The organism is Actinomyces sp., assembly GCF_030530635.1.
Lineage (GTDB): Bacteria > Actinomycetota > Actinomycetes > Actinomycetales > Actinomycetaceae > Actinomyces.
Genome location: NZ_JAUMUL010000002.1, coordinates 25,244 through 48,596, shown reverse-complemented (window position 1 = coordinate 48,596; position 23,353 = coordinate 25,244). Strand labels below are relative to the sequence as shown.

Genomic DNA, 23,353 nt, shown 5'->3' with positions numbered 1-23,353 from the left:
ATGCGCACCGTCTTCCGTTACCAGGTCCTACGACTCCTGCGCGACAAGATTCTGCTGCTGTGGACGCTGGGCCTGCCGATCGCGCTCTCGCTGATTTTCATGACCATGTTCGCCGGGCTGGAGGCGGGTTACGCCGTCGACCCCATCCGGGTCGGGATCGTTCATGATGATGCCTACGCTTCCGAAGCGGGCCTCGAAGCCGCGCTTGATGCCGTCTCGGCCGCCGAGTCCGAGCCGCAGCTACTCGATCCGGTGGCCTACGACACCGCGGAACAGGCCGAGGCGGCCGTTCGCGACGGAGAAGCCGTCGGCTACATCGCGGTACAGGACGGCACGCCCGTGCTGCACCTATCCCCGGAGGGAAATGAGCTGTCCACCACCCCGGTACTGCGCGCCATGCTGGACACCTACGTGCACAGCCGCGAAGAGATCACCTCGCTGATCGCCGCGGGAATGCCGCCCGCAGAAGCCGCCGTGGCGGTCCAGGACCACCACGCATTCACCACCGAGATTCAAGTCACCCGCGTGCCCGGAAAACCCGAAGTGCCGTACTACTTCGCACTACTGGCCTTCACCAGCGGCATGGGCATGACAATCGCCGTCCTTGCCGTACAGGAGATCATCGCCCCCTGGGGGCCCTTGGCGGCGCGCCGAAATCTGGGTGCGCTGCCGCGGTGGAGGCTGCTGCTCGGGACGCTGTCCGCAGCCTGGGTGTGTACCTGGGCATGTCTGATTATCGCCTTCGCCTTCATGAGATTCGTGGTGGGTGTTGACTTCGGCCCGCACGCAGCGCTGTGCCTGGTGGCCATCGGCGTCTCCAGCCTGATGTCCTGTGCCGCCGGCTCTGCCCTGGGAACCTTCCCCCGGATGCCGTTGGGCGGAGTGTCGGCAATCAGCTGCCTGCTGGCGCTGTTCTGCGGCCTGTACGGAACCGCCTCCCAGGAGCTGGCCAACAGCATCGAGCTCAGCGCTCCGCTGCTGGCTCAGCTCAACCCGCTATGGCAGGCGACCCGGTGCTTCTACGCGCTGCTGTACTACGACACCCTGAGCCCGTTCGTCCGTAGTTGCGCCGTACTCACCGGCATGACCGTCGTGTTCTTCATTATCGCCATGATCCGGATGCGGAGGACCAACCATGAGCACCTTTAGAACCTCGCTGCGTATCCTGACCGCGCACCGCCTCTACATCCTGGTTTATTTGGTACTGATGAGCACGGGGGCCTTGTTCATCGGAGTCGGCTCCGGCAATGACACCACCGACGGCGTCACTCAGGTGACGGCGAAGGTGGCCGTGATCGACCGCGATGACTCCGCGGCGTCCCGGGCGCTGGCCGAGTACGTGAACTCCGTGGGCGAGCCCCAACAACTGGATGACACCCGGCAGGCCCTCCAGGACGCCACCGCCAAGGACCGTATCCAGTACATCCTGATCATCCCCGCCGATTTCGGCCAGGATCTGTTGGCGGCCGCCCAGGACGGAACCGCGCCTCCCACGGTGCAGACCGTCATCAGTTACCGGTCCTACATCGGCTCGCTCATGGATGTGCGCACCAATGCCTACCTGAACCAGGTCTACGATTATCTGCGCGCTCCGAGCACAAAGGCCACTGGAACCGCGTCCCCGGAAGAATCCGTGGAATTGGCTGTGCGCCTGGCCGATAGGTCGATGGAAGGCGGCGCCGCTGCAAAACTCATCACCGACGGCGCCCTCCCCCTGCCGGATTCCCTGAGGCTGTACGTGCTCTTCTCGGTGTTCCCGCTGCTGGCGTTCTGCGTAGTGGCGATCGCAGTGCTCATGGCCTCCCTCAACCGGTCTGCCGTGCACTCACGCGTATCGGCTGCACCCGTGACCGCCCGCTCGCGCGGCCTGGGGCTGCTGGGGGCCTGTCTTGTGGTGGGTCTGGTCGCGTGGACGTGGTTCTTCTGCCTGGGTACTGGGGCCTTCGCCGCCGATCGCATCGTGGATGCAGCACCACGGCTGGGGGTGATCGGTCTCGCGCTGGCCGCCTATACCCTGAATGGGGTAGCCGCGGGCTTCCTCGTGGGGCAGCTGCATCTGGGAGAGAACGCCGCTAACGCCATCGCGGTAATCGGCGGCATGGCGCTTTCCGCCCTGGCAGGTGCGTGGGCGCCCCTGGACATGCTGCCCAGCGAGGTGGTCGCAGTATCTCGGCTCACTCCCGGTTACTGGGCGGCACAGGCCATCAGCGGCGCATTCAACGCCGGCTCCACCTCTATGCAGGCGCTGATGCCACTTCTAGGGTATTGCGGGGTGTGCGCCCTGTTCGCCATCGCCATCGGAGCCGTCGGCCTGGGCGTCGGCCGCTCACGGGCACGTGCGGCACTTTAGCCAGACATCGAGTCATCGGCAGAAATGTCCATCGGTGCCCACTTTCACCGCAACCAGCCCATAGTTTCATTATGAAACCGAAACAAAATGGCGTAACCATGCGGGCCTCCGCAACGAACCTCCGACCCTCCACCGTCAAAGTGGCTACGGATGGACACTTTTCCGGCTCCTTCGGTTTGAGGGTGTGGTGGTTGCGACGTGGTGGCTTAGGCCCGGGCTGCGGTGTGGGGATCGCGTTCGGGGCGGATGAGGTCGTGCTCAGGCTGACGAGGTCGTACTCGGGCGGATAGGGACGTGCTCGGTAGGTGCTGGTTTGCCGACAACGTCCTCGTGCGCCCCAAAGCCTCCACATTCGGTAGGGTTTCAGGCTCATGAGGACGTGTTCGACCAGCGCAGGTCGTTCTCGGGCGTATAAGGACGTGTTCGGGCCGACCACCCCGGTGCCCGGAAGCGGGTCCGTCTGCAACGCCGCTTCCCGGTCTGCTACGCCACTTCGGGGTTAACAACGCCGGTTAACCGTCTGCTGAAGGCCCCCGAGGAATACAGCAGAACGTTAAGTAGCGTTGTTAACGCCCAACCGGACGAGCCACTTTTCCCCTCGGCACATCACCCCGGACAAGCTCCGCTACGGCATCGGCGGCCGAAACCAGCCTTCGGGGCGGCCCACCAACGGCGGGCCGCCCCAAACGCCATGTCGCTCCCGACCCCGGGCCGCGAGCGTCGCTCAGCCGAGGTTCGCGTGCAGGAACTCGGTGATCTTCTCCCACGGGATGGCGCCGTTCTCGCCGCCGTCGTACAGATCGGTGTGGGAGGCGCCGGGGATGGAGACGAATTCCTTGTTGTCCCCCTGCAGCCGGACGAAGGCGTCCTTACCCATGTAGTAGGAGTGAGCCGCCTCCCCGTGGACGATCATGACGGCGTTCTCAATCTCCTCGATGTATCCGAGCAGGGTCGCGTTCATCAGCGAGGAGCCGCCGATGACGGTCCACCCGTCGTTGGAGTTCACGGAGCGGGGGTGGTAGCCGCGGGGCGTCTTGTAGTAGGCGTAGTAGTCCTTGACGAAACCGGGGGCGTCGTCGGGCAGCGGGTCCACCACCCCGCCGGCCAGGGCGTAGGTGCCGGAGCGATAGTCGGCGGTGCGCTGGGCAGCCACGGAGGCGCGCGTCTGGTTGCGGGCCTCGGCGGAGTCGGCGGAGTCGAAGTAGCCGTTGGCGGCCACCCGGCTCAGGTCGTACATGGTGGAGACCACGGCGGCCTTGATCCGCGGGTCGGCGGCCGCGGCGGCCAGCGCCATGCCGCCCCAGCCGCAGATGCCGATGATGCCGACGCACTCGGGGTCGACGTCCTCGCGCACGGACAGGAAGTCGACGGCGGCCTGGAAGTCCTCGATGTTGATGTCCGGGGAGTTCATGTAGCGGGGCGTGCCGCCGGACTCACCGGTGAAGCTGGGGTCGAAGGCGATCGCGAGGAAGCCGCGCTCGGCCACGGTCTGGGCGTACAGGCCGGAAGACTGCTCCTTGACGGCGCCGAAGGGCCCGGCCACGGCCAGCGCCGGGAGTGGCCCACCGGCATCCTTGGGCTTGTACAGGTCAGCGGCCAGGGTGATGCCGAAGCGGGTGCGGAAGGTGACCTTCTCATGGTCCACGGCGTCGGACTGAGGGAAGACCTTGTCCCACTCCTGGGTCAGTTCTAGGTTCTCGGTGCTCATTTTCTGATGATCCGTTTCTCCGTGTCTGCGGATATCTGCGGGTGCCTGTGGCTATGTCTGGCGTCCTGGCACGGTGCCGCGGCGCCCCTGACAGCTAAATTAACCGTCCGGACGACATAACGCTAATGACCGTTTGGCATACATGACATGCGATTCTGGCATATCATGTTGGGCATGGAGATCCGCACGCTGCGCTACTTCGCCGCCGTCGCCCGAGAGGAGAACATGACCCGCGCCGCCGCACAGCTGCACGTCTCACAGCCGACGCTTTCAAAGCAGATGAAGGCGTTGGAGCGGGAGCTGGGGCACAAATTGTTCGTCAGGCGCTCCTTCAGCATCGAACTCACGGAGGAGGGCCGGCTGCTGCGAGAACGAGCCGAGGACCTCATCGGCCTGGCGGACCGGATTGAGAACGACTTCCTCGCCCTGGGGGACGTCACCGGCGGCGAGCTCTATCTGGGTCTGGCCGAGTCCTACCAGGTGGGTCTGCTCGCACGGCATCTCAAGCTGCTCAAGCAGGAGTGCCCCGGGCTGCACTACCACGTCACCAGTGGCGACACCGAGCAGGTCACGGAGAAGCTGGACCGGGGCCTGCTCGACTTCGCGGCGATCGTCGAGGAGCCCGACGGCGACCGCTTCAGCCGGTACGAGACGCTGCCCCTGCCCGCGGCGGACAGGTGGGGCGTGGTGCTGCGGCGCGACGACGCCCTGGCCGGCAAGGAGACCGTCACCGTGGACGACCTGGCGGGACTGCCGCTGTTCTGCTCGGAGCAGTCCTGGGCACGGGACATCCCGGCCTGGGCAGGCAGCCGCATGGGTGAGCTGCGACTTGAAGGCACCTTCCGCCTGCCTTACAACGGCGCGGTGTTCGCCCGCGAGGGCCTGGGCTACCTGCTCACCTTCGACCGCCTGGTGGACACCAGCCCCTCCAGCGGACTGGCCTTCCGCCCACTGGAGCCGGAACTCGAGTCGCGGATGTACCTCATCTGGCGCCGCCAGCAGACCCTGTCCCCCATCGCGGAGCGCTTCCTGGACCGGCTGCGCGCTTCGCTGGCCGCCGACGACGCTCCCGTAACCCGCTAGTAGCCCCCTGCTTTGAGACCGGTACCGCCGACATTCTCCGACACCCCTTGGAACTCCCCGAGCGTCCACAGCCGACGACTCAAATGACCACCCTAGGCGCCGGGCTCGATCTCCCCACTGCCGCGAGCAATGAACTGCGTGGGGATCACAATGTGTTCCGATTGCAGGGCCTCACCCTCCAGACGGCGGAACAGCCGCTGCGCAGCCACCCTTCCCATGCGCCGGGGGTCCTGCCGCACCACGGTGAGCGCGGGCGTAAGCATGTCCGCCAACGGCAGGTCGTCGAAGCCGACATGCGCTATCCGCCTCCGCAGTTCCAACTTGTGTAGCGCTTGCAGCGCCCCCTCGGTGAGCAGATTCTGCCCGCTGAAGATCGCCGTCGGGGGCTGCGGCCCGCCGACGAGTTCGACTACGGCGCGTTCGGCCGCCGTCGGCCCCACCAGTCCGGATACCACGATCGCGCCTTCGACGTCGGCACCGCGGGACGCGAATGCGGCAGCGAATCCTTCTCGCCGCTCCACCGCGGTGGCCACATTCAAGCGCTCAGTGAGCAGGGCAATACGGCGGTGGCCACGGGCAAGCAGGTGCAGTGTGGCGAGCTCGGCCGCCGCCCGGGTATCACTGGTCACACAGTCGGCCTCGATGCCATGCGGGGCCCGGTCCACGAAGATGATCGGCACGCCCAGATGCAGTACCCGCTCCAGTGCGACCCCGTCCACCGTGGTGGTGTTGACGATGATCCCGTCCACGTGGCGGCGGATGGAGTCCTCCACCGCCGCCACCTCCCGGTCCGGCTCCTCGTCCAGGCTGGAGGCCAGCACCGCCACATCGTGCTCCCGGGCCACATCCTCCACGCCCCGGTGGAGTTCTCCGGCGAAGGGATTGTCGACACTGGCTACCAGTAGCGCGATGGTGCGTGTGGCTCCACCCGGGCGGCGCAGGCTGCCGGCGCGCAGGTCCACGTGGTAGTCGAGTTCACGCACCGCCTCCCAGACGCGCTCGGCGGTGGCGTCGGAGACGTTCGGCTCGCCGTTGACCACGCGCGAAACAGTCTTCACGCCGACTCCCGCCAGGCGGGCGACCTGCTTCATGGTGGCTCGACGCTGCGCCCCCGGCGCCGCGTCGGCAGTCGAGTATGACGCCACGCTCTCCTCCCCGATTCTTGAAACGCACTTGACCCAAGTGGCATCCAACCGTACCATCGGAACCGCGATTGACATCGTTGTCAGTACTGGAACGCCGCCATTTGGAGGCGTTCTGGTATCCCCTACCGGCGACCGCATAGGCGGCCGTCCCAACCCGCCCGCGCCGCCGAGTGCGGCTCACCTCATAGCAATGGAGCAGATATGGCACCACCACAACCACCCCGGCTGAGACTGAGGGACGTCTCCAAGTCCTTTCCCGGAGTCCAGGCGCTCAGCGGCGTCTCCTTCGACCTGCTCCCCGGCGAGGTGCACGCCCTTGTCGGCGAGAACGGCGCCGGCAAGTCCACCCTCGTCAAGATCCTCACCGGCATCCACCCGAACTTCGGGGGCAGCTACGAGTACGACGGCACCCCGGCGGCCTTCCGCTCCATTCGCGACGCCCAGCGGGCCGGGATCGCCATCGTCCATCAGGAGCTGAACATGATGGCCGATCTGACAGTCGCGCAGAACATCTTCATCGGCCGGGAGTCCTCCTCCCTGTTGCTCTCCGACCGGGTGCTGAATCGGCGCGCCCAGGAGCTGCTCGACGAGCATGAGGTCGACGTCGCCCCACAGGCCCTGCTGCGGAACCTCTCGGTCTCCAAGGCGCAACTGGTGGAGATCGTGCGCGCCATGTCCTTCGAGGCGACCAAGGTGCTGATCCTGGACGAGCCGACGGCAGCATTGTCGGAGGCCGAGAGCGCCGAACTGCTCCAACGCGTGCGGCGCCTGCGGGACCGTGGTGTCTCGGTCGTCTATATCTCCCACCGCATGCACGAAGTCATGGCCATAGCCGACCGCATCACGGTCCTGCGCGACGGCGCGCACGTGGGCACACTCAAGGCATCCGCCACCGACCTCAACGAGATCATCGAGATGATGGTGGGCAGGCAGGTCGTCAACACCCCGAAGGCCCACTCCGAGGTGGCCCCCGACGCCCCCGTCGTCATGCGGGCCGAGCATCTGGCCTCCGCCGACGTCAAGGATGTGTCCTTCACCCTTCATCGCGGCGAGATCCTCGGCTTCGCGGGCCTGGTCGGGGCCGGGCGCACCGAGGCGATGCGGATCGTCGCAGGCGCCGACCGCCCCACATCGGGACGGCTGGAGGTCAACGGAGCCGAGGTGTCCTTCCGTCGTCCCAAGGACGCCATTCGCGCCGGGATCGCCTACCTATCCGAGGACCGCAAGCGCTTCGGCCTGGTCACGGGCCTATCCGTCAGTGACAACACGGTCCTGGCCTCCTATGACGCCTTCACCACCGCCACGGTCGTGCACGAGCGGGCCGTACAGCGCGCAACCCGCAAGTACGTGGACATGCTGCGCATAAAGACCCCATCCACACGCCAGCGCGTGCGCAACCTCTCCGGCGGGAACCAGCAGAAGGTGGTCCTGGGCAAATGGCTGCTGCGCGACGTCGACGTCCTCATCTTCGATGAGCCGACCCGCGGCATCGATATCGGCGCCCGCGCGGAGATCTATCAACTCATGCGGGATCTGGTAGCGCAGGGGAAGTCAATCATCCTCGTCTCCTCCGACCTCGATGAGGTCCTGCACCTGTCCGATCGCGTGGTCGTCATGCGCGAGGGACGCAAGACCGGAGAGCTGGATGCCTCCGAGGCAACTCAGATCAAGATCATGGAATTGGCCACCAAGCAGGAAGAAGGTCGCGCAGCATGAGCGCAAACATCACCAAGAACAACCCACTGCGGGCACTGCCAATGCAGCAGTTGATGGCGCTGGCCGCACTGATCATCCTGTATGGGTTCTTCGCCGTATTCGGCAATCACTTCCTATCCCCCAGCACCTTCGTTTCGATCCTGGACTCCTCCTATTACATCGGCTTCCTGGCCATCGGCATGACCTTCGTCATCATCACCGCCGGCATCGACCTATCCTCCGGAACGGTCATGGTCGGCTCCGCGCTGGTTGGGGGCGTGGCCTACAACGTGTGGCACCTGCCTATCGGCGTCGCGCTGCTGATAGTGCTCGCAACCGGGGTCGCCTTCGGCATCGGTAACGGGATCCTGGTCGGCTTCCTGCACATTCCGCCATTCATCGCCACCCTGGGCATGCAGTTCGCCTCCCTGGGCCTGTGCGCGGTGATCGCCCAGGTGCAGACTCAGACCTACCCCAGTCTCACCTCCGAGGACGGCTGGTTCAAAACCGTCCTGTACAAGGCGGGGAACCTGCCCGTGGGCATCATCTGGCTGGCCGCCTTCTTCGTGATCGCCTGGTTCATCCTCACCCGCACCAAGCTGGGCCGCTACACCTACGCCATCGGCTCCAACGAGGAGGCCGTCGAGCTTTCGGGCGTGGTCGTGTCCCGTTGGAAGTTCTGGGTCTACGTACTCAACGGCTTCTTCTGCGGACTGGCCGGCGTCATCTACGCCGCCACTTTCTCCTCCATCACCCCGCAGACCGGAAACGGCCAGGAGATGTACGCCATCGCCGCCTGCGTGATCGGCGGGACCTCCCTGGCGGGCGGCGTCGGCTCCCTGTGGGGAACCATCATCGGCGTCTTCGTCATCTCCGTGCTCAAGACCGGCCTGCTGTCGATGGGCCTGCCCGTGCAGTGGCAGCAGGTCCTGATCGGCGTCGTCGTGGTGCTCGCAGTTCTGCTTGATGTCATCCGCACCCGCCGCGCCGGCCGCGCGTGAGTCCAATACCAATTCACCCCCCACCCCACACAGGAAAGGAAAACAACCATGACCACCATGCTCACCCGGAGGACCGCACTGACGGCAGCACTCGCCTCCGCCTGCTCCCTGCCCTTGCTGGCCGCGTGCAGCGACGACGGCGGCTCCGCCGGTGCGGACGGGAAGATGAAGGTCATCATCATCTCCAAGAGCTACCAGAACCAGTTCTATCAGGCCGCATTCAAGGGCGCCCAGGACGCCGCCGATGAGCTCGGCGTCGACCTGGAGACCAACGGACCGGATGCGGAGAGCAACGTCTCCCAACAGGTGGAGCAGCTCGCTTCGGCGGTGAACCAGCGACCGGCTGCGATCGCCCTGGCGGCCTGCCAGCCAGACGCCGTCCAAGACGCCCTGGTGAACGCCAAGAACCAGAACATTCCAGTGATCGGCTTCGACTCGGGGGTGCCCGATGACGCCTCCGGTGCGGTGCTGGCCACCGCCACCACCGATAATGAGGTCGCCGGTGGAAACGTCGCCACCAACCTTGCCTCGAATGCCGCTCTGCAATCCGCCCTGGCCTCCGCCAGCGCAGCCTCCCCCGCCGTCATCGGGGTACTGGCCCAGGACTCCACCTCCGGTTCAATCGTCCAGCGCGTGGACGGATTCACTGCCACCCTCGTGACCGAGCTGGAGAAACTCGACGGTCTCGCCGGTGCGGTGGACCTATCCGGACAGCAGCGTTGGACCACGCCCTCGTCCAATCCCGCGAAGGTGAAGATCGTGGTGACCGTGCCGCCCACCACCAGCCAGGCGGACATCCAGTCCGCCGCCACCTCGATCCTGTCCACGGATGGACTGGTGGCCCTGTTCGCCGCCAACCAGGACGCGGTCAACGGTGTCATCAGCGCCACCGCAGACGCCTCCCAGCTGGATCGCGACTCCGGCCGCTACAAGGACCTGCTGGTGGTCGGTTTCGACGCCGGCACGTCGCAGAAGGACGCCGTGAGCTCCGGGGCCTTCCTCGGCTCGGTGACTCAGGACCCCTACCAGATGGGATACCAGGCGGTGTCACTGGCCGTGCAGGCGGCCAATGGTGAGACCGTTGCGGACGTGGACACCGGTTCACACTGGTACGACGCCTCCAACATCGATGATGAGGACATCTCCGTGCTGCTGTACGACTGACCCGAGACGGGGCAGCCCGGCGGCCGGGCGGGGTCTGCTCCCCACCCGGCCGCCACGGGCGTATCTCACGGCGTCGGACCCGTCAAGTGACCGGGCCGACGGCTCCGGCGCTATTCCACTCGCAGTCGCAGTTCGCCCGCATCCTGCCAATGAATCCGCCAGGTGGTGGAGGTGCTCGCCTCCACCAGGGCGGCGTCGTGGGAGACGAGCAGCAGCGCCCCGGGATAGCCGGCTAGCATCCCCTCCAGCGCCCGGATGGAGCCGATGTCCAGGTGATTGGTGGGCTCGTCCATGACAATCAGCTCCGGTCGGTCGAGGACGCCGAGTGCGAGCATGAGTTTGCGCATCTCCCCGGGGCTGACCTCCTCCCCCGCCAGGACCCGGTCCGGGACGGAGTTGAGCCCGGCCACGATCGACAGCACGCGGCCCAGTCGTTCGGCCTCCAGCCCGGACAGGCGTGCCAGTGCCGCTTCCCGCGCCGCTCGATCGGGCTCCTGGGGCACGTGCAGGCAGGCCGTATCCTCCGGCAGCTGCGCCAGCAGGGCGCGGACGAGCGTGGTCTTGCCGGTACCGTTGTCCCCCAGCAGTGCCACGTGGTCGCGATTGTCCAGAGCGAGCACCGGTGTGCGCAGCACTGTGGCCTCCCCCAGGGGCAGGGTGAGCGGCTGTGTACGCAGCAGTACGGGCCGTCGGCTCGGGGCGGAGTCGACCCACAGGTCGGTGTCGTAGCGCTTGTCGATGTGCAAGGCCTCCACCTGGGCGTTCGCGCGGGCGAGCCGGGCCTCCATGCGGGAGGCGAGCCGACCCGTCTTGCCGTCCTGTCCACTCACCACGGCTAAGCGTCGGCGGAAGCGTGCGTCGTTATCGTGCTTGGCGATGTTGCGGGCGGAGCGGCGGGAGGCGGCGCGAGAGGCCTCCTCGCGGCGTCGTTGGGTCTCCCGGGCCAGGCGCCGCCGCTCCCGTTTGGCCGCCTCGCGGCGCCGGAGGGCTCCCTTCCGCTCCAACTCGGCCTGGGCGAAGCCCTGTGTGTAACCGCCCGGCCGCATGGCAGCGGTTCCGGCGTTCATGAACAGGCACTGAGTGCACAGGGCGTCCAGCAGGGCGCGGTCGTGGGAGATGAGGATGCCGATGCCGGTGAAACGCGCCAGGACGGCACGGATGGCTGTGCGGGCCGAGGTGTCGGCGTGGTTGGTCGGCTCGTCAACCACCAGCAGGTCCGGCCGCTCCCACAGCGCACAGGCGACCTGGACCAGTTTGCGTTGTCCGCCCGAGAGCGTGTCGTAGCGCCAGGCCCACTCGTCGGCGAGACGCAGGTCGCGGCGCAGCCGCATGGCGACCTCGTCATAGGCGCAGGCGAAGTCCATCAGCGTCAGCGGTGGCGCGGCGGCGTCCTGGGCACAGTAGTAGGCCACCAGCCGCGGAGCCACTGCGCCGACGTCGGGCGTCAGCTCCCCGCAGGCGATGCGGGCGAGGGTGGTCTTGCCACAGCCGTTGTCGCCGACGACGCCGGTCCAGCCGGCCGGGAAGGTGGCGGTTACGCCGGCCAGCGCCGGAGAGGCGGCACCGGGGTAGGTGTGGTGGATATCGGACAGGGTGAGCTGCATGCGGGCCTCCTCGGGGTAGGAGGCCGTGCGGCGGTGCAGGCTGTTCGCGGAAACTCCGATCCAGTGGGGCCGCGCAGTGATGACCATTGCATTGGGGCTGCGCTCACGTCCTGCAGCAACCGGACAGGCTCAAACAACGCGGCTGATCGGTATGGGAGGTCAACGATGCTGCACCCCGGACACGGCTCCATGGGTTAGTCATGGTCGGTTCGGATTCCGTGTGCCCGTGGGGCATCGCTACTTCCTCATGCTTCTGACATTACCGGCTCGGTGTGCCCCCGTCCAGCCCTGCCGCCACCTGCTTCTTGTCCGACGCCACTGCGACGCCGCACTTGCCCACTCCGTGTACGAAACGCAAGTCCGCCCCGGCAAAGGCAGCGAGCCATGGCCGGGGCGGAGCGATTCTGATCGTGATCCGGTTATTTGCTCACGGCAGTGCCGGCCAGCGGCTTGTCGCCGGGACGGGCGAGGGGGCCAACCAGCTCGTGAGGCTGGTAGGGCTCCTCCAGGTAGGAGATCTCCTCGGCGGTGAGCTTCAGGTCCAGGGCGCGCACGGCGTCGTCGACCCGGCTGGGCCGCGAGCAGCCGACCAGCGGCGCGGCCACGCCCCGCGCCCAGTGCCAGGCCAGCGCGACATCCGCCATCGGCACACCGTGCTTGTCCGCCGTCTCGGCCACGCGCTCGATGATGGGCATGTCGATCTCACGGTCGCGGTCGTACTTGCTGCTCATGACCTTGTCGGTGGTCGAACGCACGGAGTCGGAGTCCCAGGTACGGCGGGTCAGATGTCCGGAGGCCAGTGGACTGTAGGGGGTCAGGGACATGCCGTACTGCTGGCACACAGGAATCAACTCGCGCTCGTCCTCGCGGTAGAGCAGGTTGTAGTGGTTCTGCATGGAGGCGAAGCGGGTCCAACCGTTTGCATCCGCGGCCAACTGCAGGTTGTGCAGCTGGTAGCCGTACATGGCCGAGGCGCCCAGCGCCCGTACCTTACCCGCCTTCACCAGGCCGTCCAGAGCCTCCAGGGTCTCCTCGATCGGCGTGCCGTAATCGAAGCGGTGAATGATGTACAGATCCAGATAGTCGGTGCCCAGGCGCTTCAGGGAGCCCTCGATCTCCCGGTTGATCGCCTCCCGGGACAGGTTCCCCTCATTGAAGTAGACCTTAGAGGCCAGCACCACGTCCTCCCGCTTGACCCCCAGGTTCTTCAGCGACTGACCAATGAACTCCTCGCTGGTGCCGCGGGCGTAAGCATTGGCGGTGTCGATGAAGTTCACGCCCAGCTCCAGCGCCCGGGCGATCACCTCCTGAGTGGCGCTCTGGTCGATGGACCACTGGTGGGAGTCGGGGAAGACCTCCCCGAAGCTCATGCCGCCGATGCACAGGCGGGGGATGGTGATGTCCGTGGTTCCGAGCTTGGTGTACTCCATTGTCCGAATCTCCTAGGGTTCGCGAGTCGGTTTGTGCGCGTCGGGCGCGCGGGGCAGCGACGCCGTCGCCCCGGCCTTAGCATGCCCCGAGCGGCGCCCGCACCGCCAGGTTCTGACAGTGCCCCTCGTGGCGGCCCGACAATCGCAGACCCCGGCGGCTCGGACAGACCCCATCCCACGGCCGCAGCACACCCGAGGCTTCTTCCAGGAGAGGAGCGCTGCCGTGTACATACCGCGCGAGGTCGAGGACACCGTTGACTCGATGCTGTCTCAGGGCAAGGTGGTCCTGGTGACGGGAGTTCGTCGGCCTCACCGGGAAGGGGACTTACGTTCCGAGAAGGCTTAAGAAGGCAGAGGTACCGGACACCATGGTCGCCTGCGCGGCACGCTCAGGGCAGCTGTTCAATGCGTCCGATGTCGCCGGAGTGGCCGAGGTCGACCGCAAGACCGCAAGAGCGTGGCTGTCCGTACTGCAGGCGTCGGAAGTCGTCCGCGTCCTGCAGCCATTCTGGTCCAACGTCGACAAGCGGCTCACCAAGACCCCGAAGCTGTATTTCATGGACACGGGTTTGGTCTGCCATCTCACCCGTTGGACGACGCCGGACGCGTTGCGCAGCGGCGCCGCGGGCGGACACGTCTTCGAGGCCTTCGTCGTATCCGAGGTGCTGAAGAGCTACATGAACGCCGGGGCGAACCTTCATGATGTGCGGTTCCACCGCGACCAGAAGAAACATGAGATCGACCTGGTGATCCAGGAAGGGCATGTCCTGCACCCGGTGGAGGTCAAGATGGGCGTCCATATAGGCGTGGAAGCGATCAAGGACTTCTTGCGCCTCGAGCGCATTACGGGCTGCGAGCTTGGATTCGGGCACGTGATCTGCCAGACGAGGGAGCCCTACCCCATTACGCGCGACATTCAGGCGGTACCCGTCTGGGCGATCTAGCGGTTGTGGTCCATGGCGCCGTTAGTTGCGCAGGCAGGCCAGGGGGATGACGAAGACGCCGTCGTCGCGGCGGTAGGCGGTGGCGCCCGCGGTGATCACGGCGAGGAAGGAGGGCTCCCCCATGCGGGCCGTATCCACGCGGTCGCGCAGCCGCCGCAGGTGGGCGGCGGCGGCGTCGAGTTGGCGCGAGCCGAGCTTCACCTCCAGCGGCGCCCACCGTCCGTCGGCGAGGACGACGACGGCGTCGGCCTCCAGGCCGGTCTTGTCACGGTAGTGGAAGAGCGCCCCGTCGTTGGCCTCGGCGTAGACGCGCAGGTCGCGCACGCACAGCGACTCGAACTGCAGCCCGAAGGCTTCGAAGTCGCGCAGCAGGTCGGCCGGCGCCCAGCGCATGACGGCCGCACCGATCGACGGGTCCACGAAGTGACGCGTCGGACTGGTTCTTATCGCGGTCCTAGAGCGCAGCGCCGGGTTCCAGGCGGGCAGGTCCTCGATCACGTAGGCGCGCGACAATGCGTCGAGGTAGTCGCTGACGGTGTTGGGCGCCATGGCGGCATCGTCAACCGTGAGATCGGCCGCGATCGTGGCCTGCGCGGCCTGGGTGGAGACGTGGCGGGCGTAGGCGCGCATGAGTGCGCGCATGCGCGTCGAGTTGCGGGAGACGCCGTCCATGCGGGCGACATCGGAGTCGATCAGGCCCTCTACGTAGTTGCGCGCCAGGCCTCCGGGCGATGCCGTCGCACCTGCGGTGACAGCGGCGGGCCAGCCGCCGCGGCACAGAATCCGCGCCATGTCCTCCACATCGAGCGCACTGATGCCCGCGACCTCCGCCTCCCCGTCGAAGAGCGCCCGCAGGGACACCTGCCCGGTGGACTCCTCCGACTCGAAGAGCGTCATGGTCCGCATGACCAGGGTGGCGATCCGCCCAACGCCGGAGTGCGCCCCCTGGACGGTTGGTGTGGACGAGCCGGTGAGTATGAACTGCCCGGGCTCCCCGCGGCGGTCTACGGCGAAGCGGACGGCGTCCCACAACTGTGGTGCCATCTGCCACTCGTCGATGAGCCGCGGCGTGGCCCCCTCCAGCAGCGCGGAAGGCTTGGCATCCGCGAGCGCAAGGTAGGACCGGCTGCGATCGGGATCCTGCATGTAGACGACGCTGCCGGCCTGCTGCAGGGATGTGGCGGTCTTGCCGCACCACTTCGGGCCCCTGACCTGCACAGCGCCACTGGTTGCGAGGGCGACGGCGAGTAGGTCATCTGCCACACGCGGCAAATAGTGCATAAGTTCCTCCTCCGGCTTGGAAAACCCGCATGTCTCCGCCGCTCAGCCTAGCCGATTGCGTGAGTTGGACGGGTTTCATTGCGTGAGTTGGACCGATTCTGTTGCGTCAGTCGGCGCGATGCAGACTCTTCGTGTTTGCGGATGTGCCGGTGCAGTAGACGATCAAATGGCGTGGCAGACACCCAGGGTCCCGCCGTCGACAAGTACGGCACGATCAACGGATGCCCACGCGCGAGCCGAGCCGAAGCGTCCGGCGCGCTCAACAGCCATGATCAGACCCCAGACACCCCGGGCAAGGGACGCCCGGTTCGCACACACATGCATCAAACACTCGCAGGCGATGAGCACGCCTGGTTCTACCCAGGCCTTTGTTGATATAGCTCCCACAACCAAAACATAACGAATTAACCAAGTCGCTAGTAAGGTCATGTCTAGCAAGTATCATCATATGACGGCAACTTGCCACCGCCGCGTTCCCGACACCCCAGGAGCCGTCATGACCTATCCCGCCCAGAACCCGCCCCCCACACCGGCACCAGTCCAGATGAGCGCCCAGCGCAACACCATTGGACTAATCGCGCTGATCTGCGCAATCGCGGGTTTCATCCTCGCGTGCATCCCCGGCGCCCTCATCGCCGGGTGGATTCTGCTTCCAATATCCTTCATTCTCGGGCTGGTATCACTGTTCCAGAAGGGCCACACCCGCTGGCAGGGCATCACCGCCATCGTCCTGTCAATCGTGGGAACCGCGGTCGCCGTACTGGTGTTCCTCGTCGTGGCCTCTAACGCCCTGGACGACGCCTTGGGCACCAGCTCCGACACCGTCGTCTCAAGCACCACCGACTCGGCCTCGACCGACGGGGCAGGCTCGAACAGCAACGGCAAGGCGCCCACAGGCACAGACACCGGCACGCGCGAGAACCCTGCCGCGCTGGGCAGCGAGATCAGCAGCGACGAGTGGAAGGTGGTAGTAAACTCAGTGACATTCGACGCCACGGCCGAAGTCATCGCGGAAAACCCCTTCAATGACTCACCTGCGGATGGTGACGAGTACATTCTCATCAACTACACGGTCACCTACGTGGGGGACGATCCGGATGGCGGCATGCCCGCATTCGTCACCGTCAATTACGTGACCGCTGACGGCGTGACCATCGACGGCAGCGACACGCTCGCCGTGGCCCCCGACGAGATCGACACGTTGACCACCCTGTACAACGGCGGCAGCGTCACGGGCAACGAAGCCATTGCTGTCCCCTCCGCATCCGCCCAGGACGGCGTGCTCGCGGTGCAGCCCGGCCTGCTCGCTAACAAGGCCTTCGTCGCGGTCAAGTGACCCACTGACCGCATCCAACGAGTCAGCGCCCCGCCGCCCATTCGACGCGGATCGGAGCGCTGACTCGTTTTTGGCTTTCGTGCCTGACAGCACGAAGGCGCACCCGATGAGTTTCCGTCAGACTCAGCAGCCTGCCTGCGGCCTGGAACAGACCAATCCTGCCCTGCGCAAACGCGCCCGACCGGGCCGGAACCGAGGGGCTACTGCTCCCTCCAGCGGCGCAGCTGAGGCAGCACCGCGCTCATGTAAGAGACGGCCTCATCCTCGGTAATATGCACGCCTTCGGACATGTAAGGAGCGCTGTGCTCAATCACCTCTTCCAGTGTCTCCGGGCCGACGAAGGCGCCGTCCTGGTAGCACCAGGCGCAGTAGTCCTCGGACTTGGTCCCGTCCATCTCCTTGCCGTGCTGCTCCTCCTTCGGAATGGGCATGCCGCAGCTCTGGCAGTGTGGGCCGGGCGGCGCCTCAAGGAGGCGCGTGACCGGCACATCCAGCGCGGCGGCCAGCAGCTTGCACATGTCAATGCCAGGCGTGGTGGCGCCGGTCTCCCAGCGTGAGACCGCCTGCCGGGTCACCATGACCCGCTGTGCCAGTTCATCCTGCGTCATCCCCTGCGACGCCCTAACCTCGGCGATTACTTCTCCGATTGCCATGTCGGTCTCCTTTTCCGCGGCTCCCGGTGATGCCGCCACATAAGAACAGCACAGCCGGCACACGCCGTCGAGCAACGGGCTGTTGCATCACAGCCTCCCCAATCACCGCTCACGGGCGCAGGGCGCTCAGGGGAAAGGTCAGGACGCCGTCGGCCAGCTTCATGGTGGGCCCGTCGGCGGTCACGACGGCGGTGAAGACCGGCGCGGGCGTACGTCGCGTGTCAATGTCCGCCACGAACGCGGCTAGGGAGTCCTGGGCCTTCACTATCTGCCGTTGCCCTAATTTGACTTCAAAAGCAGCCCAACGTCCGTCATCGAACTCGACGACGGCGTCGGCCTCCTTTCCCGACTTGTCCCGATAGTGGTAGACGTGCCCGCCCCGCAACTCGCCGAAGGTGCGCAGGTGCTGCACAACTTGCGACTCGAACCACAACCCGGCGGTCTCCAAGTCCTGCATCAGGCGCTCCGCCGAGGTCCCGGTGATGGCTGCGGCCAGGGCAGGATCCACGAAATGGAGCTTGGACGAGGTACGCACGGCGTAGCATGAACGCAAGTGCGGTGCCCATGCAGGCTGCTCCTCGACAATGAAGAGCCGCCTAAGGGCATTGATGTAGCTCGCTGCCGTCTCCGCGCTGAGCGCCTGAGTCGTCACGTCCTTCGCGATGGTGGTGAACGAAGCCTCGGTGGCGATATGGCGCGCAAGCGAGCGTATAAGCGCTCGCAACCTGATCGGATCGCGGCGCGGCTCCCCATCGAGCCGCCCCATGTCGATGTTGACAACGTCCTCCACATAGTCGCGCAGATGCCGCTGTGCCTGTGCGGTCGTGGCATCGACGTCGCCCGGCCAGCCGCCGTGAACCAGCGCATCCAGCGCCTCCCGGACACTCGTGCCGGAGTCAAGCGCGGGTGGCGGCTCCTCGCCGTCGAACAGTGCCGCCAACGAAACGCTCCCTGCACCCAGGCCGCGCTCGAACAGAGTCATCGGACGCAGACGCACCCTGGAGATCCGGTGGGCGCCAGAGTGCCGCGTAGCATCCTCGGCGGGAACCGAGGAACCGGCGAGTATGAACTGTCCGGGGCGTTGCCTGGCGTCAACCTCCCGCCGTACCGCGTTCCACAGGTCTGGCGCAAGCTGCCACTCGTCGATCAGCCTGGGAGTATCCCCTTCCAGCAGCAGCGCAGGATCAAGGTCAAGCGCAGCGTGAATCTGCGGCAGGCCCGAGTCCAGAGCGACCTCGGATGCGGCATGCTGCCGTCCGGTCATGGTCTTGCCGCAGTCGCGCACGCCTTCGATGAGAAGACCACCTGAGTAGCCCAGGATTTCGCTGATAAGCGGGTCAACGACACGATGCCGGTAGCTCACGTCGGCCATCGACTTCCTCCTGAGATCCTGCGCGAAACCCACCCCAGTCCTAGAGTTGGCTTTATTCTAACCGGGCAGTTGGCGTCGCTTCAACCAGGCACATGGCGTCATTACAGTCGGTGTTCTGGCGTCGTGACGGGCAGATGCAGTCAGTCGAGCCGCATCACCAGAGCGGATGATCTCCTCCTCGGCCGCGTGTCCCTGCTCGCCCCGAGACCGGGCCGCGGCAGTTAACGGCACCAAATTGCCTCCCGAGTTGCTTATCCACCCATTCGTACCGAAAGAGACCATCGACGCCACGCCCCGCACGCCCGTAAGTTGGGCACAGCGAACCGCTGAGCAGAGAGGACTCCCGCATGGCCCCCGCATCGACCCTGAAGCACCAGACCTACCTCACCCTCAACGACGGCAACCGCATCCCCCAGTTCGGCATGGGCGTGTACCTCGTGCCCGACGGCGAACCCACCGAGACCGCCGTCGCCGAGGCCCTGCGGCTGGGCTACCGCCACATCGACACCGCGCACGCCTACCAGAACGAACGCTCCGTGGGCCGCGCGGTCAAGGCCAGCGGCATCGACCGCTCAGACATCTGGATCACCACCAAGCTGTGGCCCAGTGAGTATGGCGAGGGCGCCACCGCGGCCGCCATTGACAAGATGCTGGAGCGCCTGGACACCGACTACATCGACCTGCTGCTGCTCCATCAGCAGGTCGGGGACTACAAGGGCGCGTGGAAGGACATGGAGCGCGCCGTCGCGGCCGGCAAGGTGCGGTCCATCGGCATCTCCAACTTCGAGTCCGCCAACCTGGAGGACCTCATGGCCGCAGCCACCATCAAGCCGTCGGTCAACCAGGTGGAGTGCCATCCCTACTACCCGCAGGACGAGCTGCGCGAGCGTATGGCCCCCTATGGCACGCTCATCGAGAGCTGGTACCCGCTCGGTCACGGCGATGCCGGCCTGCTCGACGAGCCGCTCTTCGCCGAGTTCGGCACCAAGTATGGCAAGACGCCCGCCCAGGTGATTCTGCGCTGGCACATCCAGAAGGGGAACATCATCTTCCCCAAGTCCACCAACCCCGAGCATATTGCCGCCAACATGGACATCTTCGACTTCACCCTGACCGAGGCGGAGATGGAGCGCGTGGCCGCACTCGCCAACGGCAGTCGCTTCTACAACGTCTCCCTGGCCGACCAGGAGAAGAACCTCGGCGCATGGGCGCCGGCCGACTGAGCACTCCGCACCCAACAAGCAGTCCACCAACTACTTGAGAGGAACCCCAATGATCTTTGACCGCAATGAGAACCTCCCCGTTGTCGCGCTGCTCGGTGCCGGCGCCATGGGCACCGCCATCGTCCGACGCATCGCCAACGGCAAGCAGATTCTGCTCGGCGACATCTCCGAGAAGAACCTTCAGACCGTCGCCCACGATCTGGCCGCCTCCGGATACGAGGTGGACACCCAGCCGGTGGACGCACTGGACCGGGCCAGCGTCGAGGCCTTCGCCGCCAAGGCCGCCTCCCTGGGCGAGGTCCGCTACTTCATCGACACGGCCGGAGCCTCCCCCAACCAGTCCTCGGCCGAGCACATCGTGGCCCTGGATCTGGTGGCCACCGCCATGGCGATCGACGTCTTCGGCGGCGTCATCGCGCGCGGAGGTGCCGGCCTGGTCATCTCCAGTCAGGCGGGCCACATGATGCGCCTGAGCGAGAAGGTGGAGCGTCAGCTGGCGCTGACCCCCACCGAGGAGCTCGCCGAACTCGACTTCGTCAAGCACGACGCCGTGGCCAACTCCGGAGTCGCCTACATGGTTGCCAAGCGCGCCAACCACCTGCGGGTGCGCACGGCGGCCGCCACCTCCTGGGGCGATCGGGGCGCCCGCATCAACACGATCAGCCCCGGCATCATCGTCACGCCACTCGCCTACGACGAGTTCCGTGCCGCCGGAGAGGGCTACCAGGCGATGATCGACGCCTCCCCCGCCCGCCGCGTGGGCACCTCCGATGAGATCGCCGCGGCCGGGGCCTTCCTGCTCGGCGAGCAGGCGGCTTTCATCACCGGCACGGACCTGCTGATCGACGGCGGCGTGATTGCAGCGATCAACGCCGACCGCTTCACGATGGGCGGCTGACGCCGGGCTCCCGGACGCGGGGTCCCGGCCCGGCGCCGGCTGCTGACCGTTCACCGTTGGGACGGTTGGCCGCCGGCAGTCTGGTCTCTACCGGGGATCTACGGGCACATCTTGGAGTTCACACACCATCAACCATTCGGTGTCGTCAAAGCCGTCGCCCACAATCCGGAAACCCATCCGCTCATACAGGTGCGCGGCCCGGTTGGCCTTGGCGACGCCGAGCGAGGCACGCGCGTAGCCGGCCTGACGCAGTTGCTCAAGCATGCGCTGCAGCATCCGGGTGCCGATTCCCCGGCCCCGAAACTCCCGGTACAAGGAAATGGAGAAGGCCGGCGTGGAATCGTCCAGGTGACCGTAGCCCTCGGTGGTGCGTACCCAGCAGGCACCGACCACGCGACCGTCAACTTCCGCAACCAGCGCCCGGTCATCCGGCAGCGTCCCGAAACCCTCGAAGTGGGCGCGGCACAGGGGGTCGTCGTAGATGACGCTGCGCGGCACCTGCCCGGTGAAGTCCTCGGGCACATAGACGGCCTCCAGCAGGAAGTCCTCCAGTAGAGGCGTCTCCTCGGGGCGCAGTGGCCGGATCAGCACGGCCTCGTCGTCGATCGACATGGGGTGTGATTGTAGGCCAAGCCCCCGCTTTGCGATGCGTGGTCACTCAGTCGACGAACGGGTTGCGAGTAGTCGAGGCCTTCGTTGAGACAATCCTGGGCGGCGAGGCAGGAGTCCAGGGGGATTCCGGTTGCGAGTCCCATTCGTATACGCTCAAAGAGCCACAACCGAACCTTCCGCATACGTCACGCATGCATAAGCGATAGAATACGGGTGTTCGACTCGGACCGAAGATCAGAGTTATATTTGTATTGCGAGACGCCGAGGATGTCGGTACCTGACACGCATCCGGTCGGCGCAGAAGAGAGGCGTAATGAGCAAGCGCAGGCTCGGCGGAAGCGGGTTCGAGGTCGCACCTATCGGCTACGGCTGCATGGGCATCAGCCATGCGCACGGGTACGCGATGGAGTTCGACGACGGCGTGCGCACCGTATGCGAGGCGGTCGAGGCCGGCTACACCTACTTCGACACGGCCACCACCTACACCGGCACCACCCGGTCAGGCAAGTCCTCAATCAACGAGGAGGTCGTGGGCACGGCCTTGGCCCCGTATCGCAAGCAGGTGGTCGTGGCCACCAAGTTCGGAGTGACCATCAACGCCGATCACAGCCTCACCCTCGACTCCTCCGCGGCGGCCATTCGCGCCACGGTGGAGAGATCGCTCCGCCAGCTGGGGTTCGACCACCTCGACCTGGTGTATCAGGCCCGCATCGATCCCAACACCGAGCCGGAGGCCGTGGCCCAGACCATGGCCGAACTCATGGCCGAGGGGAAGGTGCTCAACTGGGGAATCTCCGAGACCGGCGAGGACTACCTGCGCCGCGCACACGCCGTGACGCCCGTCGTCGCCATCCAGAACGTGATCAACATGTCCCGCCGCGGACATTGCGCTCACCGCCGCGGAGCTGGCCGACATCGATTGCCGCCTCGCTGAGATGAAGCCCGAGAACTTCGGCAAGGAGTGAGTGGCCACCGGCGATTCGTATTAGCTCCCGAAGATGAGACGAGTCTGGTCCTCGGAGAGCCGACTGCCCTCGATCCGGTTCGAGGAGTAGGTGAGGTCGATCTGGAGGCGGTGGCAGATCCCGCTCTTGATCCCTCTCCGCTTTCTCCGCTCGCAGCCGGGAAAGTAGCGGCGCGCCGGGCACGTTGACGTGCTCCGCGGCATCCTTCAGCAAGGGCGAATCGTCATCGGGCGCAATTGTAGGTTCTGGCCGAGTCCACGCCGCCGGCGGCGTCAGCGAGCGGGATACTCCTCCAGAAGTGCCACCATCTTGAGGCAGTCGGTGTCGTTAACGGACTCTTCGCGTTTGTGGGTGTGGTGGGTGCCGGCGTGTTCGCCAGCGCGCAGGTGTGCGCGGGGTCTGGGTCCGGATTGCCTTCAGGGTGAACTGGGCCGGCATAGGGGGTCGCTGCCGGGGGGCTGGGGTTCCGGGAGCGTGTCGGGCCGCGGGGGCTGGGCGGCTGGGCAACACCCCTGGTCCCGACGCGTGGCCAGCAGCGTCATTGGGGCCCGGGGCCGTGCCCGGGGGCCGTCTACTACGCCGGTTCGACCTCTACTACTCCGGTTAGGTGTTTGTTGAAGGGCTGCGCAGCCTTCAGCAAAGGCCTAACCGGCGTAGTAGACACCGAAGGGGCGTACCCAACACACCCCGCAGCCCCAGCGCCCCGAAGACCGCGGCGCCACGAAGGCCCGCACCACCAACCACCACACCCCCAAACACGAGCAGCCGCGAATCTCCATACCGCTATCCCAAACAAGTGCAGCATGCTGCACTTGTTTGGGATAAGTCGTTATGCACTCCGTGTTTGTGGCGCCGCGCTCAGAGCATCCCCGCTGCACGACACGGTGCG

At 66.1% G+C, this 23,353-nt stretch carries 19 protein-coding genes; 11 read left to right on the top strand and 8 right to left on the bottom strand.

Annotation, left to right across the window (positions count from 1 at the left end; translation table 11 throughout):
* Entirely contained in the window at positions 1-1,149 is a 1,149-nt protein-coding gene (locus Q4A20_RS00930) for an ABC transporter permease (protein ID WP_303119127.1), read from the top strand.
* Positions 1,136-2,350 (top strand): ABC transporter permease, encoded by a 1,215-nt coding sequence (locus Q4A20_RS00925; protein ID WP_303119124.1) that lies wholly within the window; start codon positions 1,136-1,138, stop codon positions 2,348-2,350. Before Q4A20_RS00930 ends, Q4A20_RS00925 begins: the two co-directional genes overlap by 14 nt.
* Positions 2,351-3,074: 724 nt before the next feature.
* Here Q4A20_RS00925 and Q4A20_RS00920 read toward each other — a convergent pair.
* Positions 3,075-4,058: an alpha/beta hydrolase gene (locus Q4A20_RS00920; protein ID WP_303119122.1), complete on the bottom strand. Its 984-nt coding sequence runs from the start codon at positions 4,056-4,058 to the stop codon at positions 3,075-3,077.
* A 174-nt stretch (positions 4,059-4,232) separates the two neighbouring features.
* Between Q4A20_RS00920 and Q4A20_RS00915 the strand changes: the two genes are divergently transcribed.
* Complete coding sequence (locus Q4A20_RS00915; RefSeq protein WP_303119120.1) at positions 4,233-5,141, top strand: LysR family transcriptional regulator; 909 nt, start codon at positions 4,233-4,235, stop codon at positions 5,139-5,141.
* Positions 5,142-5,233: 92 nt separating this feature from the next.
* On the opposite strand, the gene Q4A20_RS00910 is transcribed toward Q4A20_RS00915, so the two are convergent.
* A complete protein-coding gene (locus Q4A20_RS00910; RefSeq protein WP_303119118.1) occupies positions 5,234-6,286 on the bottom strand; it encodes a LacI family DNA-binding transcriptional regulator in 1,053 nt (350 codons plus the stop codon).
* Between the two features lie 201 nt (positions 6,287-6,487).
* On the opposite strand from Q4A20_RS00910, the gene Q4A20_RS00905 reads away from it, so the two are divergent.
* The 3 genes from Q4A20_RS00905 to Q4A20_RS00895 are packed head-to-tail and all read left to right on the top strand — an operon-like array spanning position 6,488 to position 10,146.
* A complete protein-coding gene (locus Q4A20_RS00905) occupies positions 6,488-8,002 on the top strand; it encodes a sugar ABC transporter ATP-binding protein (protein WP_303119116.1) in 1,515 nt (504 codons plus the stop codon).
* On the top strand, positions 7,999-8,982 hold the full coding sequence (locus Q4A20_RS00900) for an ABC transporter permease (RefSeq protein WP_303119113.1): 984 nt from the start codon (positions 7,999-8,001) through the stop codon (positions 8,980-8,982). Before Q4A20_RS00905 ends, Q4A20_RS00900 begins: the two co-directional genes overlap by 4 nt.
* 48 nt (positions 8,983-9,030) lie before the next feature.
* The gene (locus Q4A20_RS00895; protein WP_303119110.1) at positions 9,031-10,146 is read left to right on the top strand and encodes a substrate-binding domain-containing protein; all 1,116 of its coding nucleotides are present in this window, start codon (positions 9,031-9,033) and stop codon (positions 10,144-10,146) included.
* A gap of 110 nt (positions 10,147-10,256) precedes the next feature.
* Here the strand turns inward: Q4A20_RS00895 and Q4A20_RS00890 are convergent, their stop codons facing one another.
* Together Q4A20_RS00890 and Q4A20_RS00885 are read right to left on the bottom strand one after the other, a co-directional pair.
* Positions 10,257-11,837 (bottom strand): ATP-binding cassette domain-containing protein, encoded by a 1,581-nt coding sequence (locus Q4A20_RS00890; RefSeq protein ID WP_303119107.1) that lies wholly within the window; start codon positions 11,835-11,837, stop codon positions 10,257-10,259.
* Between the two features lie 332 nt (positions 11,838-12,169).
* A complete protein-coding gene (locus Q4A20_RS00885; RefSeq protein WP_303119105.1) occupies positions 12,170-13,180 on the bottom strand; it encodes an aldo/keto reductase in 1,011 nt (336 codons plus the stop codon).
* A 368-nt stretch (positions 13,181-13,548) separates the two neighbouring features.
* Between Q4A20_RS00885 and Q4A20_RS00880 the strand changes: the two genes are divergently transcribed.
* Positions 13,549-14,124, top strand: a complete 576-nt coding sequence (locus tag Q4A20_RS00880) for a DUF4143 domain-containing protein (RefSeq protein WP_303119102.1) — start codon at positions 13,549-13,551, stop codon at positions 14,122-14,124.
* Between the two features lie 21 nt (positions 14,125-14,145).
* Here Q4A20_RS00880 and Q4A20_RS00875 read toward each other — a convergent pair whose 3' ends face one another.
* On the bottom strand, positions 14,146-15,405 hold the full coding sequence (locus tag Q4A20_RS00875) for an ATP-binding protein (RefSeq protein ID WP_303119099.1): 1,260 nt from the start codon (positions 15,403-15,405) through the stop codon (positions 14,146-14,148).
* Positions 15,406-15,901: 496 nt separating this feature from the next.
* Here Q4A20_RS00875 and Q4A20_RS00870 point away from each other — a divergent pair, with 496 nt between their 5' ends.
* Entirely contained in the window at positions 15,902-16,741 is an 840-nt protein-coding gene (locus Q4A20_RS00870) for a hypothetical protein (protein ID WP_303119096.1), read from the top strand.
* 200 nt (positions 16,742-16,941) lie between these two features.
* Here the strand turns inward: Q4A20_RS00870 and Q4A20_RS00865 are convergent, their stop codons facing one another.
* Both Q4A20_RS00865 and Q4A20_RS00860 read right to left on the bottom strand, forming a co-directional pair.
* Positions 16,942-17,394, bottom strand: coding sequence for a zinc ribbon domain-containing protein (locus Q4A20_RS00865; RefSeq protein WP_303119093.1), 453 nt, complete (start codon positions 17,392-17,394; stop codon positions 16,942-16,944).
* Between the two features lie 109 nt (positions 17,395-17,503).
* Complete coding sequence (locus tag Q4A20_RS00860; protein ID WP_303119089.1) at positions 17,504-18,766, bottom strand: ATP-binding protein; 1,263 nt, start codon at positions 18,764-18,766, stop codon at positions 17,504-17,506.
* 347 nt (positions 18,767-19,113) lie between these two features.
* Here Q4A20_RS00860 and Q4A20_RS00855 point away from each other — a divergent pair, with 347 nt between their 5' ends.
* The gene (locus Q4A20_RS00855; protein ID WP_303119087.1) at positions 19,114-19,989 is read left to right on the top strand and encodes an aldo/keto reductase; all 876 of its coding nucleotides are present in this window, start codon (positions 19,114-19,116) and stop codon (positions 19,987-19,989) included.
* Between the two features lie 49 nt (positions 19,990-20,038).
* On the top strand, positions 20,039-20,887 hold the full coding sequence (locus tag Q4A20_RS00850) for an SDR family oxidoreductase (RefSeq protein ID WP_303119084.1): 849 nt from the start codon (positions 20,039-20,041) through the stop codon (positions 20,885-20,887).
* 87 nt (positions 20,888-20,974) lie between these two features.
* Here the strand turns inward: Q4A20_RS00850 and Q4A20_RS00845 are convergent, their stop codons facing one another.
* Positions 20,975-21,499: a GNAT family N-acetyltransferase gene (locus Q4A20_RS00845; RefSeq protein WP_303119081.1), complete on the bottom strand. Its 525-nt coding sequence runs from the start codon at positions 21,497-21,499 to the stop codon at positions 20,975-20,977.
* Positions 21,500-21,812: 313 nt separating this feature from the next.
* Here Q4A20_RS00845 and Q4A20_RS00840 point away from each other — a divergent pair, with 313 nt between their 5' ends.
* Positions 21,813-22,433 (top strand): aldo/keto reductase, encoded by a 621-nt coding sequence (locus Q4A20_RS00840; RefSeq protein WP_303119078.1) that lies wholly within the window; start codon positions 21,813-21,815, stop codon positions 22,431-22,433.
* Positions 22,434-23,353: the final 920 nt, after the last annotated feature.